Source organism: Psychrobacter nivimaris (genome assembly GCF_043419765.1).
In the GTDB taxonomy this organism is placed as follows: Bacteria; Pseudomonadota; Gammaproteobacteria; order Pseudomonadales; family Moraxellaceae; genus Psychrobacter.
In genome coordinates, this window is record NZ_JBHOFX010000001.1 from 106,148 (window position 1) to 131,084 (window position 24,937).

General features: G+C 43.2%; 21 protein-coding genes. 8 read left to right on the plus strand and 13 right to left on the minus strand.

What is annotated here, in order from left to right:
• Positions 1-132 precede the first annotated feature (132 nt).
• The 3 genes from ACHEVO_RS00345 to yghU form a co-directional block, all read right to left on the minus strand.
• On the minus strand, positions 133-1,803 hold the full coding sequence (locus ACHEVO_RS00345; RefSeq protein ID WP_394123480.1) for a DEAD/DEAH box helicase: 1,671 nt from the start codon (positions 1,801-1,803) through the stop codon (positions 133-135).
• A 582-nt stretch (positions 1,804-2,385) separates the two neighbouring features.
• Positions 2,386-3,678, minus strand: coding sequence for a DUF1176 domain-containing protein (locus tag ACHEVO_RS00350; RefSeq protein WP_394123481.1), 1,293 nt, complete (start codon positions 3,676-3,678; stop codon positions 2,386-2,388).
• Between the two features lie 263 nt (positions 3,679-3,941).
• Positions 3,942-4,763, minus strand: coding sequence for a glutathione-dependent disulfide-bond oxidoreductase (yghU, locus tag ACHEVO_RS00355; protein WP_298809662.1), 822 nt, complete (start codon positions 4,761-4,763; stop codon positions 3,942-3,944).
• 342 nt (positions 4,764-5,105) lie between these two features.
• Between yghU and ACHEVO_RS00360 the strand changes: the two genes are divergently transcribed.
• On the plus strand, positions 5,106-6,482 hold the full coding sequence (locus tag ACHEVO_RS00360; RefSeq protein ID WP_394123482.1) for a DHA2 family efflux MFS transporter permease subunit: 1,377 nt from the start codon (positions 5,106-5,108) through the stop codon (positions 6,480-6,482).
• A gap of 175 nt (positions 6,483-6,657) precedes the next feature.
• On the opposite strand, the gene bfr (ACHEVO_RS00365) is transcribed toward ACHEVO_RS00360, so the two are convergent.
• From bfr (ACHEVO_RS00365) to ACHEVO_RS00375, 3 genes are all read right to left on the minus strand, one after another.
• Entirely contained in the window at positions 6,658-7,137 is a 480-nt protein-coding gene (bfr, locus tag ACHEVO_RS00365; protein ID WP_057760255.1) for a bacterioferritin, read from the minus strand.
• 68 nt (positions 7,138-7,205) lie between these two features.
• Entirely contained in the window at positions 7,206-7,694 is a 489-nt protein-coding gene (bfr, locus tag ACHEVO_RS00370) for a bacterioferritin (protein ID WP_057760257.1), read from the minus strand.
• Positions 7,695-8,053: 359 nt separating this feature from the next.
• Positions 8,054-8,245: a (2Fe-2S)-binding protein gene (locus tag ACHEVO_RS00375; protein WP_101205900.1), complete on the minus strand. Its 192-nt coding sequence runs from the start codon at positions 8,243-8,245 to the stop codon at positions 8,054-8,056.
• Positions 8,246-8,633: 388 nt separating this feature from the next.
• Between ACHEVO_RS00375 and ACHEVO_RS00380 the strand changes: the two genes are divergently transcribed.
• Positions 8,634-8,963, plus strand: coding sequence for an ArsR/SmtB family transcription factor (locus ACHEVO_RS00380; protein WP_394123483.1), 330 nt, complete (start codon positions 8,634-8,636; stop codon positions 8,961-8,963).
• 159 nt (positions 8,964-9,122) lie between these two features.
• Here ACHEVO_RS00380 and ACHEVO_RS00385 read toward each other — a convergent pair whose 3' ends face one another.
• The 5 genes from ACHEVO_RS00385 to ACHEVO_RS00405 all read right to left on the minus strand — a co-directional run bounded on the left by ACHEVO_RS00385 (position 9,123) and on the right by ACHEVO_RS00405 (position 14,489).
• Complete coding sequence (locus ACHEVO_RS00385) at positions 9,123-9,845, minus strand: sulfate/molybdate ABC transporter ATP-binding protein (protein WP_082624600.1); 723 nt, start codon at positions 9,843-9,845, stop codon at positions 9,123-9,125.
• 96 nt (positions 9,846-9,941) lie between these two features.
• Positions 9,942-10,892, minus strand: a complete 951-nt coding sequence (gene cysW, locus ACHEVO_RS00390) for a sulfate ABC transporter permease subunit CysW (protein WP_191113619.1) — start codon at positions 10,890-10,892, stop codon at positions 9,942-9,944.
• Position 10,893: 1 nt separating this feature from the next.
• Complete coding sequence (gene cysT / locus ACHEVO_RS00395; RefSeq protein ID WP_057760265.1) at positions 10,894-11,778, minus strand: sulfate ABC transporter permease subunit CysT; 885 nt, start codon at positions 11,776-11,778, stop codon at positions 10,894-10,896.
• Between the two features lie 223 nt (positions 11,779-12,001).
• Positions 12,002-13,093 (minus strand): sulfate ABC transporter substrate-binding protein, encoded by a 1,092-nt coding sequence (locus ACHEVO_RS00400; protein WP_102093604.1) that lies wholly within the window; start codon positions 13,091-13,093, stop codon positions 12,002-12,004.
• A 268-nt stretch (positions 13,094-13,361) separates the two neighbouring features.
• Entirely contained in the window at positions 13,362-14,489 is a 1,128-nt protein-coding gene (locus ACHEVO_RS00405; protein ID WP_394123484.1) for a sulfate ABC transporter substrate-binding protein, read from the minus strand.
• Between the two features lie 380 nt (positions 14,490-14,869).
• Between ACHEVO_RS00405 and ACHEVO_RS00410 the strand changes: the two genes are divergently transcribed.
• Positions 14,870-15,409, plus strand: coding sequence for a hypothetical protein (locus tag ACHEVO_RS00410; protein ID WP_394123485.1), 540 nt, complete (start codon positions 14,870-14,872; stop codon positions 15,407-15,409).
• A 135-nt stretch (positions 15,410-15,544) separates the two neighbouring features.
• Here ACHEVO_RS00410 and sat read toward each other — a convergent pair whose 3' ends face one another.
• Complete coding sequence (gene sat / locus ACHEVO_RS00415; RefSeq protein WP_394123486.1) at positions 15,545-16,801, minus strand: sulfate adenylyltransferase; 1,257 nt, start codon at positions 16,799-16,801, stop codon at positions 15,545-15,547.
• A gap of 343 nt (positions 16,802-17,144) precedes the next feature.
• Between sat and ACHEVO_RS00420 the strand changes: the two genes are divergently transcribed.
• From ACHEVO_RS00420 to ACHEVO_RS00430, 3 genes are all read left to right on the plus strand, one after another.
• The gene (locus tag ACHEVO_RS00420; RefSeq protein ID WP_394123487.1) at positions 17,145-18,836 is read left to right on the plus strand and encodes a nitrite/sulfite reductase; all 1,692 of its coding nucleotides are present in this window, start codon (positions 17,145-17,147) and stop codon (positions 18,834-18,836) included.
• Entirely contained in the window at positions 18,829-19,449 is a 621-nt protein-coding gene (locus ACHEVO_RS00425) for a DUF934 domain-containing protein (protein ID WP_394123488.1), read from the plus strand. The genes ACHEVO_RS00420 and ACHEVO_RS00425 overlap by 8 nt, the downstream gene beginning before the upstream one ends.
• A gap of 84 nt (positions 19,450-19,533) precedes the next feature.
• A complete protein-coding gene (locus ACHEVO_RS00430) occupies positions 19,534-20,172 on the plus strand; it encodes a phosphoadenosine phosphosulfate reductase domain-containing protein (protein WP_191113625.1) in 639 nt (212 codons plus the stop codon).
• Between the two features lie 73 nt (positions 20,173-20,245).
• Here ACHEVO_RS00430 and ACHEVO_RS00435 read toward each other — a convergent pair whose 3' ends face one another.
• Positions 20,246-21,214: a WG repeat-containing protein gene (locus ACHEVO_RS00435; RefSeq protein ID WP_394123489.1), complete on the minus strand. Its 969-nt coding sequence runs from the start codon at positions 21,212-21,214 to the stop codon at positions 20,246-20,248.
• A gap of 237 nt (positions 21,215-21,451) precedes the next feature.
• On the opposite strand from ACHEVO_RS00435, the gene cysG reads away from it, so the two are divergent.
• Entirely contained in the window at positions 21,452-23,092 is a 1,641-nt protein-coding gene (gene cysG / locus ACHEVO_RS00440) for a siroheme synthase CysG (protein WP_394123490.1), read from the plus strand.
• 152 nt (positions 23,093-23,244) lie between these two features.
• Positions 23,245-24,885, plus strand: coding sequence for an exonuclease SbcCD subunit D C-terminal domain-containing protein (locus tag ACHEVO_RS00445; protein WP_394123491.1), 1,641 nt, complete (start codon positions 23,245-23,247; stop codon positions 24,883-24,885).
• Positions 24,886-24,937: the final 52 nt, after the last annotated feature.

Here is a 24,937-nt window from a genome sequence, read left to right on the forward strand (position 1 = left end):
GGGCATAAAGTAATCATGGCGCAATATAAAACAGGTAAACACAAAAAAGCCAGATAACAAGTATCTGGCTTCTTCAATGCTATCTTTAGACGATTAATGAATCAATGATTTTAATCGTCAAATATAGCTGTATTACGAGTTGTTACCACGGTTGCCGCCGTTTGGACGACCTTGGCCACGGCTGTCAGAACGACCAGCTGGACGACCTTGGCTGCCGCTTGGACGACCGCGACCAGTTGCAGCGCGCTCACCACGTGGAACACCATTACTATCACCGCGGCTTGGGCCACCAGTGCGCTTGCCTTGATAAGGCTTACCACCTGAACGCTCGTTTGGTTTGCCTGACGTGTCACGTGGCTTACCTTGATAACCGCTGTCGTTGCTAGCGCGTTGACCAGTTGGAGCGCTGTCGCTTGAACGACCACGACCTTGACCACCACCGCTAGATTTACCAGCATAGCCACCGCCTGAACGACCACGGCCTTGACCGCCACCGCCGTTAGAACGACCACGACCACGGCCACGACCATTACCTTTGTTTTCGCTAGGTACGTAAGTTTTCTTAGGCTCCATACCTTCGATAACACATACTTCCATTTTGCGATCTAAATAACGGTTGATAGCGTTAAGCTGTGGACGATCATCCATGCTACATAGGCTGATAGCAACACCAGTACGACCAGCACGACCACAACGACCGATACGATGGACGTAATCTTCAGTCTGACGCGGCAAGTCATAGTTGATAACGTGCGAGATAGCTGGAATATCTAGACCACGAGCAGCAACGTCAGTCGCTACTAGGATTTTTACTTTACCATTACGCAAGTCTTGAACGATACGGTTACGCTTGCTCTGTGGCAAGTCACCATGTAGGAAGCTTGCTTTATGGCCCGCTTCTTGTAACTGTTTAGCCAGTTTTTCAGTGCTACGTTTGGTAGCAGCAAAGATAATGATTTGTTCCATATCTTGTTGGCAAACGATTTTGTCAAGTAAACGGTTTTTGTGATCAAAATCATCACAGTAGTACACTTTTTCTTCGATGTGTGCAGATTCTACTTTGATTGATACGCGCTCAGGGTTCTTAGTGAAGCTGGCAGCGATTTTACCTACTGGGCCATCCCAAGTTGCTGAACACATGATCGTTTGACGATCGATTGGTGCTGCACGAAGGATGTCACTGATGTCATCAGCAAAACCCATGTCTAGCATACGGTCAGCTTCGTCAAGTACCAATACTTCTAGGTTTGACAAATCAACACGACCTGCATTGATATGGTCAAGTAGACGACCAGGAGTTGCAACGATTACTTGAACGCCCTTTTTCAAAGCAGTGATCTGACCGTTGTATGGTGCGCCGCCAACTAGTGGTACACAAAATAGACCGCGCATGTCTTTAGAATAAGTGCGAACGCTGTCATGTACTTGCTGAGCAAGTTCACGCGTTGGCGTTAGGATAAGTGCTTTGGTTAGTTTGTCAAAGCTAGTAGCACGGCTCAAACGGTCAAGTACAGGGATAACGAAAGCCGCTGTTTTACCACTACCCGTTTGCGCTGACAATAAAAGGTCACGACCAGCTAGAGCAAAAGGAATGGCTTGTTCTTGAATAGGGGTTGGATTGGTATAGCCACTGCGATCAAGCGCAGTAAGAATTGGCTTAGCAATGCCAAGATCTGTAAAGGTGATTTTGTTTTCTTCAGCAGCGTCAGTAGCAGCCGCTTGAGTATTATTATCAGTATTTGGAGTGTCAGTGTTTTCGATGATGCCGTTTTCAGCGGCGATTGCAGATAAGATGTCAGTCATAAGAATCCTTGGTAAGTATAAGTTGCTGTAAATTCAGCAAACTTGATGCATACCACTGATAACCGTTCACCACGCTGCTCTTATTAGCATTACCGAGCAACATAAAATTGTCGATAATTAGAAACCAAGCCAATAGAGCTTAGCGTCTTTATAATAAATGCGTTCGTGCTGTCTGACGTATTTTGGTGGTAGTGCCGAGTGTCTTATCCTTGCTTGATATACGCTCATTATCAATGCTTTGTCCAAAGCAGATAAAGGCAAACAGCAACCAATCTAGACCCTAGTTATAGGCCAGTAGATAAGATATGAGTCAAAAATAACGGATATTTTTAAAAGGTTATTTAAGTACACAAAATCATCGGCAACAATTACTTATGGTCATCCTAGACCCAAAATCGCAGGCGATGTTATCAATCTCATAATTCACGAAAGCCTAAGCTAACGTGGCGACGCAGTATAGCACAATAAAAAAATATATGTACCTATTTCTTCAATTACTGAGTAAATAAGCACTAATAGTGTTGATAATAAACAAATTTAGGTAGTTTATTTAAGAACTTAAATGAACTACTCGCTATTTATCTATCGTACTACTTTGACTTCTGTTACATAAGTAGGTAGCTGCCATGCCCCGCCCGCCTCGATTAAGCGGCAAAGTCCAGTGGTGCTTTCATGGCTTTTTTCAAAGGCACGACCCGTCCATAGCCAATCAGTTTTGCTCATGCAATCACCGATGCCGCGCCCTTTTTGTACAGAGGTAAGCTTGCCTTTATCGTAGCCAGTAGCATTGGTCGTCACCAACGTTGGCTTATAAGGTTTACTATCATTGATCACCCAAACCCCTGCTCCAGCGTTATAAGCGCCCGTCCAGCACTCATGCTGTGCCAACAGTTGCGAGCCATTTAGACGACTGATACGCCAAGGTGATTTGTCTGAAAGATTGGGACAAACGCTGTCTGCATCTTTCATTGTGCCTTTTACCAACGCTGCCAACTGAGAGGACCTCATCACAAACTTTTTGTCATTACCATCGTCTGCTTTGGCACTTGGCACAACAAACCGCAGTACTGGCGCGGCTTTAGGAGGCAATATACCGCCACTAGATTTAACAGCATCGTCATTTTTAATAAAGGCACTGGATGTACCAACGCGACCTTGGAACTCATCGGCTTTTAGCATGGCAGCACTGGCACCTTTGTCAGAGAGCTGCCAACGTGAATTGCGCAAGGCCAACGTAATCTTGCTAGATTTGGTCAACGCCTCTAACAGTGCAGTTACTTGCGCTTGAGTAAGCTCAGCGTTACCTGCAGCGGCTGAATACGGCTTAGTCTCGCCATAATCCTTGTCATTAATAAACAACGAGATACGATGACGATTACCGAGCTGCATTAGGGCTTTAGATGAGCTGTCCTTTGCCCCGCCAAGTTTTACTTTACCATCCACGCCAGCATTCGCACCTGCGCGGCGTACGAGCAATATAGAAACCGGAAACTCGCTGTTATTCTCTGCTTGATAGCCTGCCAGCCGGCACGTACGCGTATTATCACAAGCGACTTGCCAATCTTGACTGGTAAACTCAGTCGATGTACTGGCCATACTGGTGGTACTAAATAAAGCTGTGCTAAGCGCTGCAAGTACAGGCAGTAATATTTTATTTTTTATCATATAGGTGGGTTGTTCTTTTATTTTTTTAGGTATGTTTTCCGAATAATGCTCTACAGTGATGTTTTTGAGATTTTTATTAGACTGGGTACTACTGTCGTGACTGTTGTTATCAGACTTATTATCGTTATAGGTAATGTCTGACCTACTAACACCAGTTAAATCAGCGCCTCTTGATAGCGACATATTGTTTTTATAATTATTGTCTTTCATAATCATCACCTTTCAGTAGAAGAAGTATAAACACCTGTCTATTGTAATGGTGCTCGGCTATCTTAACGCACTAGTGTTTCTATCTGTTGTACTAATGTATCATTGTGTAAAGACAAAGGGAAGACCTAACATGGTTTATATTCATTTTTATGAATATAAATAAAAAGGCTGATAAGCCATTGCTTATCAGCCTTGCTGCTGTGTTTAAGGTTTATTTATGCTTAAACTGTACTGTTAGATCTAAACTGTATTGAGTACTTAGTTTAGTCGATTGGTTTTAGCTCTAGCGCTACTGCACGTTTAACCGCAGGACGTTCAGCTATTTTCTTAGCCCAACGCTGCAAGTGCTTATAGTCTTCTACTTGTAAAAACTCTGCTGCGTCATAGAGCTTACCTAGTGCCAACTGGCCATACCAAGACCAGACAATCATATCCGCAATATTGTAATCAGATTCATCATTGCCGCATAGGTACTCATTATCTTTTAGATGCGTATCTAATACATCAAGCTGACGCTTGGTTTCCATCGTATAGCGGTTGATTGGATACTCTAAAGGTTCAGGCGCATACGCATAAAAGTGCCCAAAGCCGCCACCTAAGAAAGGTGCGCTACCCATTTGCCACATAATCCAAGACAGACAATCTGCTCGCGCTTTGCCAGTAGCCAGTGGCAGGAACTTATCAAACTTTTCTGCTAGATACATTAAGATAGCGCCCGACTCAAACAGTGCTATCGGCTCGCCTGCTGTATCAGTAGAATGATCGACCAAAGCTGGAATCTTTGAATTGGGGTTTATCTTTACAAACCCTGAGCCAAACTGCTCACCTTTAGAGATGTCGATTTTGTATGCATCATATGCTGCCCCATCAATACCAAGTTCGGCTAGCTCTTCTAATAGTATGTTTACCTTGACACCATTTGGTGTATTTAACGAATACAGCTGTAACGGAGCATCACCAACAGGCAGCTCTTTATCATAGCGAGCTCCAGACGTTGGACTATTAATACTAGCAAATTTGCCGCCATTATCTTTATCTTGCGTCCAAACTTTTGGTGGTACGTATTTATTATTATCTTGACTCATAATTTATCCTCGGTTTGTATTTATGACTGCCGCGAAGGTTTACTATAACGAGAACTCGTAACGATATTAAAGTCCTCTCTTGTAATCAATGTTGTGTTTCTACTGCCAAAGTAAATAGAGACGAGCTATTAGCACGCATCGAATTTTTTGTCTTATTTCACCTCTTTGCCTTTTTATTAGCTACCTTTCGCATCGTTGCTCTTATATAAGTTATCTTATATCAGTTACTTTGAGTCACTTTTATTATGAGCTAGGCTTTCTTATACTACTCAGCTTGCATAGTGATCTGCTCGCAAATCCGCTATTTTCTTATTCCATAACGAGACGTTCAATGGGACTCACATGGTAACGCTCACCCCAACTCAAGAGAAATACCTACCTTACGTACTAGCGGTAGCGCTATTTATGCAAATTTTAGACGCTACTATTTTGAATACCTCGTTGCCACAAATGGCGCAGGCACTCGGTGAGTCACCACTAAAGATGCAGTGGGCCGTCATCAGCTACGCATTGACCCTAGCGATTTTTATCCCTATCAGTGGTTTTTTAGCGGATAAATATGGCACACGCCGCGTATTTTTATCAGCGGTCATCATTTTTTGTATTGGCTCATTACTGTGCGCGGCGTCACAAACGCTAGATTTTTTGGTTGCCTCACGTGTGGTACAGGGTATCGGCGGTGCCATGATGACGCCTGTCGCTCGTTTGATATTGGTTAAGTCTTATCCGCGCAATAAGCTACTCACTGTGATGAATTTTGCTGTAATACCTGCTTTGGTTGCACCGCTAGTCGGTCCAGTATTAGGCGGCTATATCGTGCAATATGCTAGCTGGCATTGGATATTTTTGATCAATATACCGATGGGTGTGGCAGGTTTTATTATGGGCAAAAAACTGGTTCCAGCACTATTTGAAGATACCAAGCGTCTTGATTGGACAGGGTTTGTATTGTTTGCTGCCGCTGCTTGCGGGTTCACACTGGCTGTAGAGTTTGGTTCACAAATAGGTCGCGGGGTTTATGGGTTGTTGCTTGGGTTGGCCGCAAGTCTATTGATCGGCGCGTATGTCTGGCATGCCAAACGACGAGCAGCTCCCCTGTTTCCACTCAGCTTGTTTGATATTCGCACTTTTCGAATTGGTATTACAGGCAACTTGTTTACGCGGCTTGGTATCAGTGCAGTACCATTTTTGCTGCCCTTATTACTGCAAGTGGTGTTTGAGTACTCACCTTCGCAGGCAGGTTGGTTGCTTGCCCCGATTGCGGTTGGTGCTATCGGTATCAAACCTTGGGTTAGCAAAATTATTCAGCGGTTTAGCTATCGCAAAGTACTGGTTTACAATACCTTGTTTATGGGTTCGCTTATCATTGTGCTGGCGCAGTTTAATGATGCCTCGCAGTGGCTATGGTTTATACCTATCCTGACTATCATGGGTGCCTGCAACTCTATGCAGTTCAGTGCGATGAACACGATTACGATTGGCGATTTACAGGGCACACAGACTAGTAGCGGTAACAGCTTAATGGCAGTCAATCAGCAGTTAGCGATTAGCTTTGGTATTGCGTTCGGTGCTGCTGTGTTGAATTTACTACGTGAGCGTCTACAAATGGATACGTTAGTAGCGTTCCAAACTACTTATTGGATATTGGGCATTTTGACCATTCTATCGGGGCTATATTTCTTACGTCTAAAACCTGAGGATGGCCGAGGTTTATACTAGGGTGTGTCTTCAATCGAGATAAGTTTTCTATTGAGTGAGACTTTACGTACGGCACGTCTCTATTCTGTATAGTCGAAATTTTAAAAATATCTTATCTATAAACAGAAAAAAGCCAGTATGCGATTGGATTATCAATCTTATACTGGCTTTTTATTACGACTTACATTAACAAATATTATGCGTCATCATCACTCATTTGCGATTGGATATAGCGCTCTACACCAATGCTCTCAATCAAGTCCTGCTGCGTCTCTAACCAGTCTTCATACTCTTCATTGCCATCTTTTAGCGTGACTAATAGCTGACGAGAGACATAGTCAGACTTTGTCTCACATAAGGTGACGGCGTCAGTAATAATATCGAACTTTTGTCTCTCAAGACGTAAGTTGCACTCGATGATTTCTGGTACATCTTCACCGACCAATACCTTGCCCAGTTCCTGCAAGTTTGGCAAACCGCCTAGCAATAAAATACGAGCGATTAGGTCGTCTGACCATTTCATCTCAGCAATAGATTGCTTATATAATGAGTCATTAAGCGCCTCTAGACCCCAATGACGTGCAATACGTGCATGTAAAAAATACTGGTTGATGGCAATCAATGACTGCCCAAGTACTTTATTTAACGCGCGAATAACTTCTTTATCCCCTGTCATTACCTTTCTCCCTTGATCTATGTTATTTATGCTAAATACTGTGAATGCTATTCATACGTAGGATGATATCAGACAATATTAGGAGTGACTTCAGCCATTTGGCTTTGTAGGTAATTCGGTAGACCAATCATGTCGATAAGACGGAGCTGCTGCTCAAGCCAATGCGCATGGTCTTCTTCAGTATCTTTCAACTGCTCAACCAGCATCTCACGCGTGACATAGTCATGCTCTGCTTCGCAAAGTGCGATACCTTCCTTTAGATGCTTTTGTACTTGATACTCTAAATCTAGATCAAACTGCAACATCTCAGGGACAGTCGCACCGATATGAATAGCATCGACAGACATCTTTGGTGTGCCACTCAACATCAAGATACGGCGAATGATGTTCTGTGCATGTAGCGTTTCGTCTTCCATTTCATGATGGATACGATCGTACAACTTGCCATAGTGCCACTCAGCATACATCTCTGAATGGATAAAATATTGGTCACGAGCGGCAAGCTCACCACCTAGTAAGAAATTCAAATAATCAATGACTTTCTGGCTACCTATCATAACGCGTACTCCCCTATTTATTTTTACCGATCACTGTACATCCACAATTTATTATATAAGGATAGCATAATTGGCAAACTGATCAGTAAAATCAAAATCAATAAAATGGCTTCTAATCTTAGGTAAATATAGTAGCATACAGGCGCAGTATAGGGTGTAACGTTATGAACTAAGAATAAGATGCTAATTGAGAATCATAATTAGCTACAACCAGTATTGATATGTGTTATGTAACATGCTGGCGTTTGAGTGAGATTATATGGACGCTTGCACCCGACCCTTTATGTATAATAAAGTTAGATGCAGAATATTGAATATATTTTATCGTATTATATTACAAGGTATATGATTGATAATATTTAAACAGCGTACGCTAGATTATCGAGTTTTGCATGGTGTTCGTCTAGGTAGTCATTGACCATCGGCTCACAACAGCCACAGCACGTTGCTACATCGAGCGTATCTTTTAGACCATCGAGCGTATCAACACCTGCAGCAATAGCTGCTTTGATTTGCTTTTCTTTTACGTTGTTACAGATACATACGTACATGGATTGGCTCCTCGGAATACCACTATTCGATAATTACGGCATATGACACTTATATAAAAACTTTTGTGATAAGTGTCATTGATAAACGGATAATTTACTGTTTTCTAGCAATGAAAAATTAGTCGTTGAAATCACGTTTATCGCTTGCAGTATAATAACGATAATTATTATCATTTTCAATCACATTCGATATATTTATTCGTCGAGACAGTATCCTTGTATTACAGGCAGTTCATTTATGTAAGTGGATATAAGTGTGCGTGTAACCGAATATTGTCAAAGGTAGTGAATTGACGATGAACTGTAAATTTGCTTATTTTTTAATCGATTTTGTAGATAACTGCTGTTATATTGAACCCCTATTAACGAAGCCCATTGGAATTCTCCTATGTCTGATAATAACTTTACGATACGACCTATCGATTTATTCAAAGTCCTATCTGATCCGACACGTCTAAAAATATTTCAAATTCTTTTTAAAAAAGAAGCACGTTGCGTGGGTGATTTGGTAGATATGCTGGACCAGCCACAACCAACGATATCACGCCACCTAAACCATTTGAAAAAACTGGGTATTTTGATCTGTGTACGTGACGGTACTTGGATGTGGTATGAGGTCGCTGATGATTTACCAGATTGGTGTCAAGATATCTTAGACATCACCTACGAGCAAATCACTCCTAGAGGAACTAGTAGAGATGTATCGGATCTTGCTTAGATACTATTGTCCGCTTAGATTTTTGGTTCTTTGACTGTGCTTTATAAAAAGCGTTTAAGACAATAAATCTGCGGCAATGCTCCAGACCAAAAAAGACCTACTTTCGTAGGTCTTTTTTTTGCTCAAATATTGATATTTAAACCTCTCTAGGTCAAATACTTATACAAGATCTAAGAAGTCACTAATAAAGGCATTGGCTGGCTGGTGTATCAGCTCCTCTGACGTGCCTACCTGCTCTACTCGGCCCTGATTCATCACGACGATCTCATCTGATACCGCACGCGCTTCTTCTTGATCATGCGTTACCATGATACTGGTGATACCAAGCTCGTGGTGGATGTTCTTTAGCCATGTGCGCAGCTCTTTACGGACTTTGGCATCTAGGGCACCAAACGGCTCATCTAGCAGCAGTAGCTTCGGTTTAACAGCAAGTGCACGTGCTAGCGCAATGCGCTGGCGCTGACCACCTGATAGCTGATGTGGATAAGCATTGGCAACTTGGGGTAGCTGTACGAGGTCTAACAGCTCTGCCACGCGCTTATTGATATCAGCTTTGCTCGGGCGTTCATTTTTTGGCAATAACGTCAATCCAAAGGCCACATTGTCCGCGATGTTCTTATGGCGAAACAGCGCATAATGCTGAAACATAAAGCCAATATGGCGCTTTTGGACTGGAGTATTGGTCACATCCAGCTCATCAAACAATACCTGTCCAGAGTCAGCATATTCCAGACCTGCGATAATACGTAGCAAAGTGGTCTTACCACAGCCTGATGGACCTAGTAACGTCGTCAGCTTGCCAGTCGGCACGGTGATATTGATATTGTCTAAAGCGGTAAAATTGCCGAATTTTTTATTAACGTTGCGAATCTCAATGCTCATAATCGTATCTCTTATTATATCTTTTGTCGTATCGTGGCAAGTAGCTGAGTAGCGACTGCATCCGTAGTATTAACATCATTTATCAGATAATGGCAGTTATACCTTGCCAGTACTGTCCGCACTCGTCGATTCAGTAGTGACCGTTGCGTTAGCACTTACTGGCAGCTCAGGTGCACTGGCAAGCCGCTCAGACTTGGCAAATTTACGCTCTTGTATCTTGGTCATGACTTGTTGAATCAGTAGCGTCACCAAGGCTAATGCAGCCAATATGCTCGATAAGGCAAACGCAGCGGTAAAGTTATAATCGTTATAGGCAATCTCAACCAATAGCGGCATGGTGTTAGTCTCGCCGCGAATGTGACCAGATACCACACTGACGGCACCAAACTCACCCATCGCGCGGGCATTGGTCAAAATCAAACCATATAGTAGCGCCCATTTGATATTAGGCAATGTCACATGCCAAAACGTCTGCCAACCAGTCGCACCTAAGGTTAACGCTGCTTGCTCTTCAGAGTCGCCTTGAGTCTGCATCAATGGGATCAGCTCACGTGCAACAAACGGAAAGGTCACAAACAACGTCGCCAAAATGATACCAGGCACCGCATATATTACTTGGAAACCCATACTCTCAAGCCAACCGCCGATAGTAGAGTTCAGTCCAAACAGCAGCACAAACATCAAACCTGCAACCACTGGCGATACCGAAAATGGTAAATCAAGCAACGTGGTGACCAGCTGCTTACCTTTAAACTGGTAACGCGTGACAAGCCATGCAATCGCGATGCCCATTACCATATTAATCGGTAAGACAATTCCTGCCGTAATAAGCGTCAGCTTGATGGCTTGCAAGGCTTCAGGGTCTACTAATGAAGCAATATATAACTGCCAACCATTTTTAAAGGCTTCGTAAAACACAGCCAGTAATGGAATGACCAACATGACAATCATGAATAACACCGCAATGGCAATAAAGGTGCGGCGTATCCATGGGGTATCTTTGGTCGCAGCGTTGCTTTGGTAGTCGTAGCTATTAGATATTTGCATATTAGCGAGCTCCTACACGGCGTGACAGCTTCCACTGCATGATATTAATGGTGAGCAAGATGACAAATGATATGAGTAGCATAAATAATGCAACCGCAGAAGCACCTTGAATATCAAATTGCTCAAGTTTACTGATAATGATAAGCGGCAAAATCTCAGATTGCATCGGAATATTACCCGCGATAAAGATAACTGAGCCATACTCGCCAGTAGCACGGGCAAACATCATACCTGCACCCATTAGCAAAGCAGGTAACAACTCCGGCAAAATCACTTTACGAAAAGTCGTCAAACGATTAGCGCCCAATACCGCAGCAGCCTCTTCAAATTCAACTGATAGCTCAGCAAGTACGGGCTGCACCGCGCGAACAATAAAGGGGAAGCTAACCACAACCAGTGCTAGCCAAATACCTATTGGCGTAAAGGCGACTTGAATATCGAACTTGGCAAACCATTGACCGATCAAGCCATTAGGCGCATATAAAGTGGCAAGCGAGATACCTGTAACGGCCGTTGGTAGTGCAAATGGTAAATCAACCAAAGCATTAATCAGTGACTTACCCCAAAACTCATAGCGGACAAGTACCCATGCGACCAGTGTGCCAAATACCATATTGGTCAGCATCGCCAAAAATGACATCCATAAGCTTAGCTTGATAGCGGCAGTGACTTGTGGCTGAGTAATGGTTTCCCAAAAGCCAGTCCAACCCATCTGCGTCGTGGTATAGGCCATCATGGCAAACGGTAGTACCACCAATAACGACAAGCTAAAGACAGTAATACCCATGCTCAGACCGAACCCGGGTAGCACATTGCGCTGACGCAAACGGGTCAGCCAACCTTTTTTATTGCCGGGCTTACTGGCAGAAGAAGATGTTGCACTCATAGTGATGTCCTATTGCCTAACTGATGGTACTTAGCGAGGGTGCTCACTGTAAGACCATTATTACCATTGTTATCAAAATTATTATTGGTCGGCTTATGATATAAAGGACATAGTGCGTACGACCATGTCCTTTATGGGGTGCTTCATGACTGACTGTACGATTAATTGATTTAATCCGTTTCAGTGTTTAGCGCAGTAGCTGCTCTAACTACTCAGCAAGTGATTACTGAGGCGCATTAATTGCCAATTGGTCAAATACACCACCATCGCTGAAGTAAGTGCTCATGATCTCATCCCATGTGCCAAAGGCATCGTTCGGGCGGAAAGTCTCAACTGGCGGTAATTTGTCACCGTTTTTGTCAAGCACGCTCTTAACGCTAGGACGTAGATATAGATTGGCCGCTAGCTGCTGAGCAGGCTCACTCCATAAGTAATCAAGATACGCTTTGGCAGCGTCTGTAGTGCCTTTTTTATCTGTTACCGTCTTCACAACTGCCACAGGGCTTTCTGACTTGATCGAGTATTTTGGATAAACGATGTCTACTTGACCTGCACCAAAATCAGTCGCTGCAAGGTTGGCTTCGTTTTCAAACGTGACCAATACATCACCAATACCGCGCTGTACGAAAGTCGTTGTCGCGGCACGTCCGCCGTTTTCATAGACTTTGACATTTTTTAGCATGTCTTTTACGTAGCCTTTAGCTTTTGTTTCATCTTTATTAAAAGCATGTAGACCATAACCGTATGCACCTAAGAACGCGTAACGACCGTTACCCGTCACCTTTGGATTGGCCATGACAATCTCAACACCGTCTTTGGTCAAATCTTCCCAGTCTTTGATATTTTTTGGATTGTCTTTACGCACCAAGAATACGATCGTGCTGGTAAAAGGAACCGCATTGTCTGGGAATTTGCTTTCCCAATCTGACTCAACCAAGCCTTTTTTCTCAAGCAGCTCAATATCAGAACCTTGGTTCATGGTAGCAACATCGGCTTGTAGACCGTTGGCAACAGATAGTGCTTGCTTACTTGAGCCGCCATGTGACTGTTTGATTAGGATATTGCTGTCTGGGTTTTCAGCTTTATAGTGCTCAACAAACAACGGGTTATAGTCTTTATAGAAGTCACGTGCCACATCGTATGAGACATTAAGTAGCTCGATATTTTGCCCTTCTGTCGTTGCTGAACCATCAGCTGCGGCCTCAGTAGTCTCACTGTTGCTACAGCCAGCTAGACCAAGAGTCAAAGCAACGCCAGCAATACTCAAGGCACTAAGAGTTTTACTTTTCTGTTGATAACGAGCTACGTCTGTCATAAATACCTCAAAGATGTCTGTTGTGTAATGCAAGTATGCTAACAGCGCCATCTTATTATGTTTAATGATGAATATGCGTATGTTATTGCCAAAAGGGAATAACCAGTAAACAAAGCTAGACATATCAATAAGTTGTTAAAAGAATCTATATGTATAACTGACTGTTTGTTTATTGATAGTTTTAATACTGGCATGCGCCCTATCTATCTTGTCCGTGTTTTACTGAAAGCAGCTAAGATAGATAGTTTTATAAATCAAAAACCAATGGCTACTTTGTGCTTGCCAGCTGATCGAAACGGCCACCATCTACAAAGAAAGCATCCATAATCTCTGCCCATGAGCCAAATACAGTCACAGGTTCAAACGTCTCAATATCAGGCAAGGTATCTTTGTGAGCAGCTAAAATTTGCTCATCACTTGGACGCATGTACATTTTTGCCATGAGCTCTTGGGCAGGCTTATCCCATAAACCTTTCAGATAAGCATTAGCTGCTTCTGTCTTACCAGATTTTTCAGTCACTGCCGTCACGACCGCTACTGGGTTGGCAATCGTAATCGAATAGCTCGGATATACGATATCAACGTTACCCTTTGCAAATTGCTGTGCAGTCAAATGTGCTTCGTTTTCGGTCGTGATCAACACATCACCTAGACCACGCTGGGTAAAGCTGGTCGTTGCAGCGCGCGCGCCATTGTCATAAGTGACCACGTTTGCCAGCAACTTCTTGATAAAGTCATTGGTTTTTACAGGATTTTCATTACTGCTTTCTTTGAATTGGTGCAAGCCGTAGCCATAAGCACCCAAGAAGGCATAACGCGCTGTACCACTGGTTTTCGGGTTCGGGATGACTACATCGATATCATTACGTGCCAAATCCGACCAGTCTTTGATATTTTTTGGATTACCAGCGCGAACCAGTAGCACCATGGTGCTAGTGTACGGCACGGCATTATTTGGTAGTGCTTGCTGCCAGTCAGCAGCGACCAAGCCTTTTTCTACCAATAGATTCATGTCGCTCTCTTGGTTAAAGGTCACCACATCCGCTTGCAAACCATTGGCGACAGAGAGAGCTTGCTTACTTGAGCCGCCATGTGACTGATTGATATTTACTTTGCTGTTTGGGTGAGTCTTCTGATAGTCGGCACTAAATAAGGTGTTGTAGTCTTTATAAAAGTCGCGAGACACATCATAGGAGACGTTGAGTAGATTAATATCCTGTGTCCCGCCACTGGCATTATTTGCCGCGTCATCTTGCGTCGCTTCGGTTGGACTGCAGCCTGTCATTATCATCGCTGCTGCGAGCATGCCGCTGGTGGCAAGTACACGTGCTTTTACAGGCTTATTATTAGTTGATTGAATGCTAGCAATGCTGATTTGTTGGAATTTTTTTTGCATGATGCTCTCGATAAAAGTATTAGAAGCGTTTTGTCAAAATCTTGACCATCATCACAGAGCCTACAATCTTTTGAGTTCGGTTGTCGGGATGATGCAAGCTATGCTAGCAGCATAAATAGCAAACGCTTAGTGACGAATTAGCTTATCGACTAGTGAAGTTGGCATAAGTGATAGGAGCAATCGTTTTGCATCATTTTGCATCATTTTGCATCGTTAAGAATAAAATGAGTTGAGTAGTTGCTGGCAGGTTTATTAAGTAGACTATGATTTGGGTAGGCTGTACCATTATTTGTACGTCATAAAGTCTGCTGTATTAATGATACTTTCATTATCCCGATACTATGCGAACCTTACTTTTCTAATTGACCAAAGGCCCTTATATGAATACTTCATACCATCAATTTCGTTCTATTGTAGGGCTAATAATGACCTCTACCCTAGCTGCTTTAACAGGCTGTAATAGTATGTCGCCCACTGTGGATAGCAATAGCCACAGCGCTGTTAAAATAGCCACTAGTGAAACACTAGCCATGCCAGTGAGTAACAACAATATTCTTGGAGACAAGGTTTCAGCGGATTATGCTTCTGCCGACTACGACAAACGTGCGCAAGGCTATGATTGGGTTGGCGTGATGGTACGAGCAGATGGTGATCGACAGATTGACATTAAAGTTCGCTCACGCAGCGATATCAAAAAACCTACTTGTCATTTCGATGGTAAGGCAACACTTATGGGGCAAGATACTGCTCATGGTATGATTTTTCAGGCAAAGGTAAATGACAGCACGGCTTTTTTTCAGTTTAAGGATGACACCCTCATCATCGACAGCCCAGACAAATATGCACTGAACTATTTTTGCTCAGGTGGTGGCTCACTTGCTGGAGAATATAAAAAGCTGGAATCAGGTTTAGAGATTTAATAGACAGCGCTAACATGCGTTAGGGCGTGTTTTCCATTTTAAAATAGTGCTAAAAACAAAAAGGTGCCAGACAATAAGTCTGACACCTTTTCTATGACTGGCTTAGTACGAGTTATTTATACTGACGATCTGCCCTTATACCGCAGATGCACCCGTTAATTTAACTTCAGCACGCTCTTCTTTTGCGATACCAGCATAGTAGTCACGCAAAATTTGTAGTACTTCTGGACGGCTAAAGTTATCTGGTACATCTTCGTCTTCTGATAGTGCTTTACGCAGCTTAGTACCTGACACTTTAACGTGCTCAGAGGCGTCATGCGGGCAAGTTTTGTCTGATGCCATCGCGTTACAAGCGTTACACCAGAACGTCCAGCCAATTTTGAGCGGTTGGGTGATAAGGTCGTCTTTACCAACATGTTCAAAAATAGTTTGCGCATCAAACGCACCATAGTAATCGCCAACACCAGCATGATCACGACCAACAATCAGATGGCTACAGCCATAGTTTTGACGGAATAGCGCATGTAATAATGCCTCACGTGGGCCAGCATAGCGCATATCCAACGGATAGCCTGCTTGGATCACGGTATCTTGTCTAAAGTAGTTATCGATCAAGGTCTTGATGGCTTCTTGACGAACTTCTGCAGGGATGTCGCCAGGTTTCAATGCGCCCAATAATGAATGAATCAACACACCATCACAGATCTCAATCGCAATCTTAGCCAGATACTCATGTGAGCGGTGCATTGGATTACGCGTTTGGAATGCAGCCACTGTTTTCCAGCCTTTAGCATCCAAGATTGCGCGTGTTTCTGCTGGCGTTTTGTAGATTTCTGGATATAACGTTGGGAACTCACCTTCACTCAATACTTCGACACTACCGGCAATATTGATGGCTTCTTGGTTCAATACTTGCTGTACGCCTGGATGCTCTGAATCCGTGGTCGTGAATACTTGCTGACACTCATGTTCTTTATCGATGGTATAAGTCTCTTCTACCGTCAAGATACCCATGACTTCACCATCTTGAGCGACCAATGCTACTTTGTCGCCTTGGCTCAAACTATCTGCCGTCTCTTTTGGCGCAGACAAGGTGATAGGGATTGGCCAAAACAAACCTGCGTTTTCACCGCTTTGCAAGCGCATGTTGTCTACCACACCCTGCCAGTCCGCTTGATTCATAAAACCATTTAACGGAGTAAAACCACCAATACCGAACATGATTAAATCACCGCGCTCACGTGAGCTTAGGGTGATGGTAGGCAATGTGCTGGCAAGCTCTAATGCTTGATCGCGTGCTGCACCGTTTAATAATAGTGGCTTAAGCTCGGCACTGCCATGTGGTGGAACCAGCTTTGATTTGAATTGGGTTGGGCTTTGAGTTTGAGACATATAGTTATTAAAACCTCTTATAAAAAGAATGGTTGGAAGAGATGAGCAAAAATGCAAAAGCGATTAAATGTACAAAACTGAGAAGAAAGCCGTCGATAGATAATAAGTAGCGTACTAACGATTGGGCATTAAATTTGATACGCATAGGCTACCTAACTTTCGTTATGAAAATTTATGCTGTGTTTGGATATGGATATGTCTGAAAGGAATTTATGTTTCTGGGTACAAGCTTATATGATGTATAGCTGAATTATTTACATTGCGAACGGCAATAAAACCTATTACACACGCAAATCATTTTCGTCGCTGATTTTAAGATTAAAAACAAAACTGAGATTACGTCATGTATCAATATAATTACGCTGACCAGACTTTGGTAGAGGAACGAGTTGCCCAATTTCGCGACCAAACCGAGCGGTTTTTGGCAGGTGAGCTGCCAGAAGAGCAGTTTTTGCCACTGCGGTTGCAAAACGGCCTATACATCCAGCGTTATGCGCCAATGTTGCGTATCGCGATTCCTTACGGTTTGCTTGCCAGCTACCAGTTGCGCAAATTGGCCGAAATTACTCGCAAGTATGATAAGGGCTATGGACACTTCACGACGCGTACCAATATTCAGCTGAACTGGCCAAAACTAGAAGATGTGCCAGATATTTTGGCTGAATTAGCCTCAGTACAGATGCATGCCATCCAAACCTCAGGGAACTGTATTCGTAATACCACCACCGATCCATATGCTGGTATTCATAAAGAAGAAATCGCTGACCCACGTCCTTATTGTGAAATTATCCGTCAGTGGTCAACCTTCCACCCTGAGTTTGCTTTTTTGCCACGTAAATTTAAGATTGCTGTCATCGGCACCAATGATGACCGTGCAGCAACCCAAGTACATGATGTCGGTCTACACGTAAAGACCAATGATGAAGGTGAGATTGGTTTTGAAGTATTGGTTGGTGGCGGTCTTGGACGTATCCCTGTTCTTGGTAAAGTCATCAATAAATTCTTGCCACGTCAGCATCTGCTTAGTTATTTAGACGCCATCTTGCGTGTCTATAACTTGCATGGTCGCCGTGACAAAGGCAGCAAATACAGATCACGTATCAAAATTTTGGTCGAAAGCATGGGCGGTCCAGCCTTTGCCAAATTGGTCAACGCTGAGTGGGAATCTCACACCAAAGACGGCCCACTTACTTTGACTGATGAAAACTTTGCAACGGCAACTGGTTTCTTTAGTGAGCCTGACTATGCATCGTTTGACGCATTACAAGTACAGTCTGAGCTACAACAGCAACTAAACGCTGATAAAGACTTTACCAACTGGTATAACCAAAACACCGTAGCGCACAAAATAGCTGGCTATCGTGCCGTGGTTATTTCTCTTAAGGCAGGTTTGGTCGATGGCAAATATGTACCATCTGGTGATGTCAGTGAATCACAGATGGATGCTCTGGCCGACCTTTCTGACAAATACAGCTTTGGTGAGCTACGTGGTACTTATCAGCAGAATCTAGTATTTGCTGATGTGCAAACCAATAAGCTTTATGAATTGTGGCAGCAGCTATCAGAGTTGCATTTAGCGCGCGCAAACATCAACACCCTAACAGATATGATTGTTTGCCCAGGTTGGGATTACTGCTCGCTTGCCAACGCAACCACGCATAACATCGCTGAACAAATCGAAAAACAGTTCGATGACCTAGATTATCTGTATGACTTGGGTGAGATTCGCCTAAATATGTCTGGCTGTATCAATGCTTGTGCGCACCATCATACAGGCGATATTGGTATCTTGGGTGTCGACAAGAAAGGTGAGCATTGGTATCAGATTAGCCTTGGCGGCAACTCTAGCGACGATGCCAAACTTGGCAAAATCTTAGGAAAATCTGTGCCGGCTCTTGAGGTTGCCAATACCATACAGCAGATTGTTGATGTCTATGTGGACTTACGTGCCAGCACTGACAATGATGTAGAAAGCTTTGGGCAATTGGTTGAGCGCGTTGGTATTGATCCATTTAAGGAGAAGGTCTATGGCTAATCACCATATTTTGGACAGTCATGGCGTCGATATTGGCAGTCAAGATACATGGCATGTACTTATTACTGATGCACTGCCAGAAAGCATTGTATCGACTAACATTACGTTGCTTGAGCTACTACAAAAACAAGAAAAGCCTGACGTGATCGTGCCACTCGTTGATCTATTAGATACGACAGGCGCACAGGCTGGTGGTCTGATCAAAGAAGTCTATGAGCTGATCGTACAGCACAGTAGCCGACTTGGATTGTGGGTTACTGCCGATACTGACGCTGATGCGTTAGAAGGACTTAGTGAGTTCTTATCAACGCACGCGCTTATCGTGATTGATGTACCTAAGTTCGCTGATGGTCGTCACTTTAGCTTTGCACGTACGCTGCGCCAAATCGGTTATACAGGCGAGATTCGAGTGGCTGGCGCGTTTGGCCGCGATCAAATTGCTTATATGCTACGCACGGGCGTTGATAGCTTTGTCTTGAGCGAGCATGACCTAGAAGCCGATTCTAAGTTTGGCATTGAGCAAGCCTTTACTGCCCTTGCCAGTAGCTATGATGGCCGAAGTGCTTCAGATTTACCGATGTTTGCACAACCGTCAGAGCCTTCAGTTGCATAGCTGTAGCACTGACCATTAATTTTATAGTAATACCCGATATTTTTAATAAACCCTTTTATATTAACAACAATTAAGGAACGTATTATGAGCCAATTACATCCAAACCTAGATCTTGACCAAGCCAACCAAGACCTGCAAGGTAAGTCACCTGAGCAAATCGTTGAGTGGGCACTGACTCAAGCAAAAAACCCAATCATCACGACCAACTTCCGTCCGTATGAATCAGCGATTTTGCATTTGGTTGCCAAACAGCGCCCTGATATCACAGTATTGTGGGTAGACTCAGGCTACAACACTGATGCTACTTATCAGTTTGCCAACAAGCTTATCCATGACTTGAACCTAAATGTCGTTACCTACATTCCTAAGCAAACGGCTGCACACCGTGACGCGACGATGAATGGCATCCCAGGTATCGATAACCCACAGCATGACGAGTTCACTGAGCAAGTTAAACTTGAGCCGTTCCGCCGTGCATTAGATGAGCTAAAGCCAGACGTGTGGTTCAATGCTATTCGTAAAGACCAAACTGAGTTCCGCCAAGGTCTTGATGTACTTAGCTTATCAAAAGACGGCGTGCTAAAAGTAGCGCCATTGTTTGAAAAAACAGATGCTGATCTAGACGTGTACTTAGATGAGCACAACTTGCCAAACGAGCATGACTACTTTGATCCAACGAAAGTAGAAGAAAGCCGTGAGTGTGGCTTGCATACTCAGCTGTAATTTCAGCTGTTTATGAATTTGAAAAGCCCTTTCTTTTATTTAAGAAAGGGCTTTTTTCAGTTTTTCATTGGACTTAAAAATTTTTTTCTACACGTTTACCTTGTCTATTAATGTAGAACCATTCACCATCTTTTTTGACATAGGCGGTACCATCTTTAAAAGGATCAATAAATGGAATGTCATCATAGTCTAATTCAATTGCTACATCACCATTTTTGTCAATAAATCCATGCTTACCGTTATCATAGACAAGTGCTAATCCGTTAATGAAGGGGAAGACCATTGCATAGTCTAGCTCTTTGACTACTTGATTCGACCTATTAATGATCATAAACTTATCATCATTATTAACGACGGCTAAACCACCTGAAAACCAAGTCACACTATAATATTCAATGGGTATCACGATATTATTTAGCCTATCTATAAATCCGAACTTTTCATTTTTTTCAACCGCTGTTAGGCCTTCTGTAAAGGAAATAGTAGAATCATATTCATAAGGAATAACTAACTTATTATTAATATCAATGTATCCATACTTCCCTTCGTTCTCAACTGCAGATAAACCCTCATTAAAACCCATTAAATCATCGTACATTATCGGAATAATTATCTGTCCCTGTTTATCAATGACTCCTCTTCTATTATCTACCCCAACCACAGCTAAACCATCTTCAAATGGATAAGTAAGGCTGTATTTGAGAGGTATAACAACTTCACCCTGCATATTAATGTATCCGGATAAGTTGTCCTTATGAACACTTCCTAGACCTTCTACAAAAGCAATTGGAAAGTCATACTGTGTTAGTATTTTTATCACACCTTGCTTATCGATGAATCCATACTTACTACCTTTTATTACGGGCGCGAGTTCACCATCAAACTCACAGTGTTCATCAAATGCAACCCCATTTGGTAACTTATAACCTTCAGCCAACGCGCATTCTGCTAGTACATCTGAACTAACTAGCAACCCTAAAATCAGTCCGAAAAAGACAGTACTTAATTTTTTTAGTCTATTAAACGTATTGTTTTGACTCATTATGATGCCTTCATAATTGTTCTGAATTAAAAAATATAAAATTATGCCCTTCTAAACCTCTAGTACGCCTATCATGTCTCATAAAACCTATTCCCTTTCTCACAAAAAACCATCGTTAACATGACAAAAACGAATATGCTAATGCCAATTCACTAGGTGAGAGTATGCTTGTGATACCTCATAATGGCGGCATTCCTGATACCTTTTATAATAAACAATTAAATATATGGTGACATTATGAACACCTTCCCGCTATTTTTTAAATTAGAAGACCGTAAAGTGCTCATCGTGGGCGGCGGCGAAGTGGCACTGCGTAAAGCGGACTTGCTCAGCCGTGCAGGTGCCTGTATCACTATACTTGCACCTGATATCAGTCATGAGCTACAAGCTTTGCTAACGGATAGCAAACATGAATTTATCTATGAGAACTATAATAAAACCTATATGTCAGGCGCACGAGTAATCATTGCCGCGACTGACGATGAAACACTTAATCACCAGATTCATGCAGATGCGACAGAGCTAAACATTCCAGTTAATGTGGTCGACACCCCGCATTTATGTGACTTTATCTTTCCAGCGATTATCGATCGCAATCCTATTGTTATTGGTATTTCATCAAATGGTAAAGCGCCTGTGCTTGCACGCTTATTACGTGCACGCCTTGAGACATTAATCCCGCAAGGCTATGGAAAATTGGCGAAGCTGGCAGGTGAATTCCGCAGTGAGGTAAAAGCCAAAATACCGACGCTCACTGGCCGTCGTCAGTTTTGGGAGCGCGCGTTTGAAGGTCAGGTCAGTCAGCTGATGTTCGCCGGTAATGAAACAGAAGCGACTGCACAGTTAAAAGCTGATTTGGATAGTACTGCCGCTGCTATCAGTAAGAAAAGCGACGATGCAAATGCGGTAAAAGAGATAGACACGATTGCTCCTACTCTATCTGATGAATCAGAAAAAGAGTTATCAGCAGTCGGTGAAGTCTACATTGTGGGCGCAGGCCCTGGTGATCCAGAGCTTTTGACCTTTAAAGCCTTGCGTCTAATGCAGCAAGCGGACGTGGTGTTTTATGATGCTTTAGTCTCACCGCAAGTTTTAGACTTATGCCGCCGTGATGCTGACAAAGTATTCGTCGGTAAAAAACGCAGCAACCATACGGTCGCGCAATTAGGTATCAATGAGCTACTCGTCAATCATGCCAAACAAGGCCGCCGAGTCGTGCGTTTAAAAGGTGGCGATCCATTTATCTTTGGACGTGGCGGCGAAGAGATAGAGAGCCTACGAGCAAACAATGTACCTTATCAAGTCGTACCAGGCATCACCGCTGCCAATGCTGCCGCTAGCTATGCAGGCATTCCGCTAACTCACCGTGATCATTCACAGTCAGTGCGTTTTGTGACAGGATTTTTGAAAGCTGGTGCACCCAATAGTAATTTTGAGAACTTTTTAAATACTGATGAGACGGTCGTATTTTATATGGGTCTGCACTCGCTGACACGTTTGACTGAAGGCTTGGTTGATGCTGGACGCAGTAGCGAAACGCCGATTGCTATCGTCTCTAATGCGAGTATGCCCAATCAGCAAGTATTGACAGGTACGCTTGCAACGATTGTTGCCAAACAAGAACAAGCACAATTGCCAACGCCTGCCCTCCTAATTATGGGCGACGTGGTCAGCTTGCATCATGATTTGGCTTGGTATAATTTACAAAATCAGCAGCACAGTCAAAACAGCGATGATATAGCTAAAAACTGGTTGCGTGAAGGGTCAAGAGGTGAAGCAGTAAAACAACCAATAGACCAACAAGCGCACGCCCTATCGATGGTCGCAAATCTCGCAACGCAGCAAGGAGATGGTCTGGAGCAATTGATTGCTGACTAGCGCTTACTGCTAACCTGCAAAACGATGAGTCTTAAATAATAAGAAAACCCTACCAGTAAATTATTGGTAGGGTTTTCTTTTGGCAACAGCGCAAATCTCAACGATTCTTGCTAGAATGAAGACTTTCTACTGCTCATAATCATAGTCTACTTATGCCCATACCTGATGCTAGCTTGCCTTCTTCTTTAACCACACAAATGAAACCTTTGACCATATTGCATACCTCAGACTGGCACTTGGGGCGACGTCTGTATGGGCGTCTTCGTTACGAAGAGTTTGAGTCATTCCTGCATTGGCTACAAGACACCATCAGCGCGCAAAAAGTAGACATACTAATTGTTGCGGGTGATATCTTCGACACCATGACCCCAAGCAATAAAGCCCAAGCGTTGTATTATGAGTTTTTGGGTAAGGTCTCACGCTCCTGCTGTCAGCATGTGGTTATTGTCGCAGGCAATCACGACTCACCGACATTTTTAGACGCACCAAGTAATGTGCTTAAATTTTTGAACGTACATGTAATTGGCACTGCTTGTGATGACTTGGACGATGAAGTATTGGTCTTGGGTGATGACGACAACAACCCTCATTGTATTATTGCCGCTGTGCCCTATCTGCGCGATCGGGATGTGCGTAGTAGTAGCGCAGGCGAGTCAAGTCAAACCAAAGACGCCAATGTTATTGTTGGTATTCGTGCACACTACGATCAAGTCGCAGCTATTGCCAAAACTAAACAATCTGAATTATTCAAGACTCAACAACGGCATATTCCCATTATTGCCACAGGGCATCTATTCGCTGCTGGTGTTACCGTCTCTGACGATGATGAGGGTATACGCACTACTGACGATGGCGTACGTGATTTATATGTAGGTAACTTAGGAAAAATCTCTGCCGATATGTTCAATGATGGCTTTGATTATGTGGCACTTGGGCATTTGCACGTGCCGCAGCGCGTTGGCGGTCGTGAGAGTATTCGCTATTCAGGCTCACCTATCGCGATGGGTTTTGGGGAAGCTAAACAGCAAAAGCAAGTATTACTCGTACAGTTTGGTGCCGCAGAACATTTCGATAATGGCATCTCAGAGCTGAATGTCGCACCTGATAGTATTACTCCTCCTACTATCCGTGCAGCTGCTGACATTGAAGTCGCCCAAGTGAAAAAATCAGTAGATAAGTTAGCAGAAAAAACCGCTAAAAAAGTGTCTAGTCAGGAACCGCCTTTCATGGATGACTTGTTTGGCTTTGATGAGCCATTAGAAGATGAGGAAGTTAAAAAATCTACTGTCGTAGAAAATACTCCTGTTGAGCAAGATGCGAACAATCAAACAACCTCGAATGATGCTGTGACTAGCAGTAAAATACTGCATCGCGATGACGCTAATCAGATGCAAGTAGTGTCTCTGCCCATCCCAAAGTTCCAACAATTGGCGCAAATATCTGGTGACCTAACCACGATTGATCAAACCATTAGAGCGCTTACGCAATCGGACTCTATTTGGCTAGAGATCGTCTATACAGGCGATGAGATTGTCAGTGATTTGCGTGAGCAAGTGCAAGCAATGGTAGAAGGGTTGCCATGTGAAGTGCTTAAGATAAAAAACACTCGTACTTATAACAAAGTCCTCAATCAGCAGCAGACTTCCGAGAACTTGCAGGACTTAAATGAGATGGAAGTTTTTGAGCGCTGCTTGACGCTCAATGACATACCTGACTCACAAAAAGACTCATTGCGCGATGCTTATGGCCAGATACTTTATAACTTACGTCATGAAGACAAACAGGCAGAATAATAAAAGCGACATATCATGACCACACTTCCTAAATTCTTCGCAGTTGCGGCTA

Coding starts and splice junctions, on each gene's coding strand:
- ACHEVO_RS00345 (WP_394123480.1), bottom strand. CDS start 1,803: ATGACTGACATCTTATCTGCAATCGCCGCTGAAAACGGCATCATCGAA.
- ACHEVO_RS00350 (WP_394123481.1), bottom strand. CDS start 3,678: ATGAAAGACAATAATTATAAAAACAATATGTCGCTATCAAGAGGCGCT.
- yghU (WP_298809662.1), bottom strand. CDS start 4,763: ATGAGTCAAGATAATAATAAATACGTACCACCAAAAGTTTGGACGCAA.
- ACHEVO_RS00360 (WP_394123482.1), top strand. CDS start 5,106: ATGGTAACGCTCACCCCAACTCAAGAGAAATACCTACCTTACGTACTA.
- bfr (WP_057760255.1), bottom strand. CDS start 7,137: ATGACAGGGGATAAAGAAGTTATTCGCGCGTTAAATAAAGTACTTGGG.
- bfr (WP_057760257.1), bottom strand. CDS start 7,694: ATGATAGGTAGCCAGAAAGTCATTGATTATTTGAATTTCTTACTAGGT.
- ACHEVO_RS00375 (WP_101205900.1), bottom strand. CDS start 8,245: ATGTACGTATGTATCTGTAACAACGTAAAAGAAAAGCAAATCAAAGCA.
- ACHEVO_RS00380 (WP_394123483.1), top strand. CDS start 8,634: ATGTCTGATAATAACTTTACGATACGACCTATCGATTTATTCAAAGTC.
- ACHEVO_RS00385 (WP_082624600.1), bottom strand. CDS start 9,845: ATGAGCATTGAGATTCGCAACGTTAATAAAAAATTCGGCAATTTTACC.
- cysW (WP_191113619.1), bottom strand. CDS start 10,892: ATGCAAATATCTAATAGCTACGACTACCAAAGCAACGCTGCGACCAAA.
- cysT (WP_057760265.1), bottom strand. CDS start 11,778: ATGAGTGCAACATCTTCTTCTGCCAGTAAGCCCGGCAATAAAAAAGGT.
- ACHEVO_RS00400 (WP_102093604.1), bottom strand. CDS start 13,093: ATGACAGACGTAGCTCGTTATCAACAGAAAAGTAAAACTCTTAGTGCC.
- ACHEVO_RS00405 (WP_394123484.1), bottom strand. CDS start 14,489: ATGCAAAAAAAATTCCAACAAATCAGCATTGCTAGCATTCAATCAACT.
- ACHEVO_RS00410 (WP_394123485.1), top strand. CDS start 14,870: ATGAATACTTCATACCATCAATTTCGTTCTATTGTAGGGCTAATAATG.
- sat (WP_394123486.1), bottom strand. CDS start 16,801: ATGTCTCAAACTCAAAGCCCAACCCAATTCAAATCAAAGCTGGTTCCA.
- ACHEVO_RS00420 (WP_394123487.1), top strand. CDS start 17,145: ATGTATCAATATAATTACGCTGACCAGACTTTGGTAGAGGAACGAGTT.
- ACHEVO_RS00425 (WP_394123488.1), top strand. CDS start 18,829: ATGGCTAATCACCATATTTTGGACAGTCATGGCGTCGATATTGGCAGT.
- ACHEVO_RS00430 (WP_191113625.1), top strand. CDS start 19,534: ATGAGCCAATTACATCCAAACCTAGATCTTGACCAAGCCAACCAAGAC.
- ACHEVO_RS00435 (WP_394123489.1), bottom strand. CDS start 21,214: ATGAGTCAAAACAATACGTTTAATAGACTAAAAAAATTAAGTACTGTC.
- cysG (WP_394123490.1), top strand. CDS start 21,452: ATGAACACCTTCCCGCTATTTTTTAAATTAGAAGACCGTAAAGTGCTC.
- ACHEVO_RS00445 (WP_394123491.1), top strand. CDS start 23,245: ATGCCCATACCTGATGCTAGCTTGCCTTCTTCTTTAACCACACAAATG.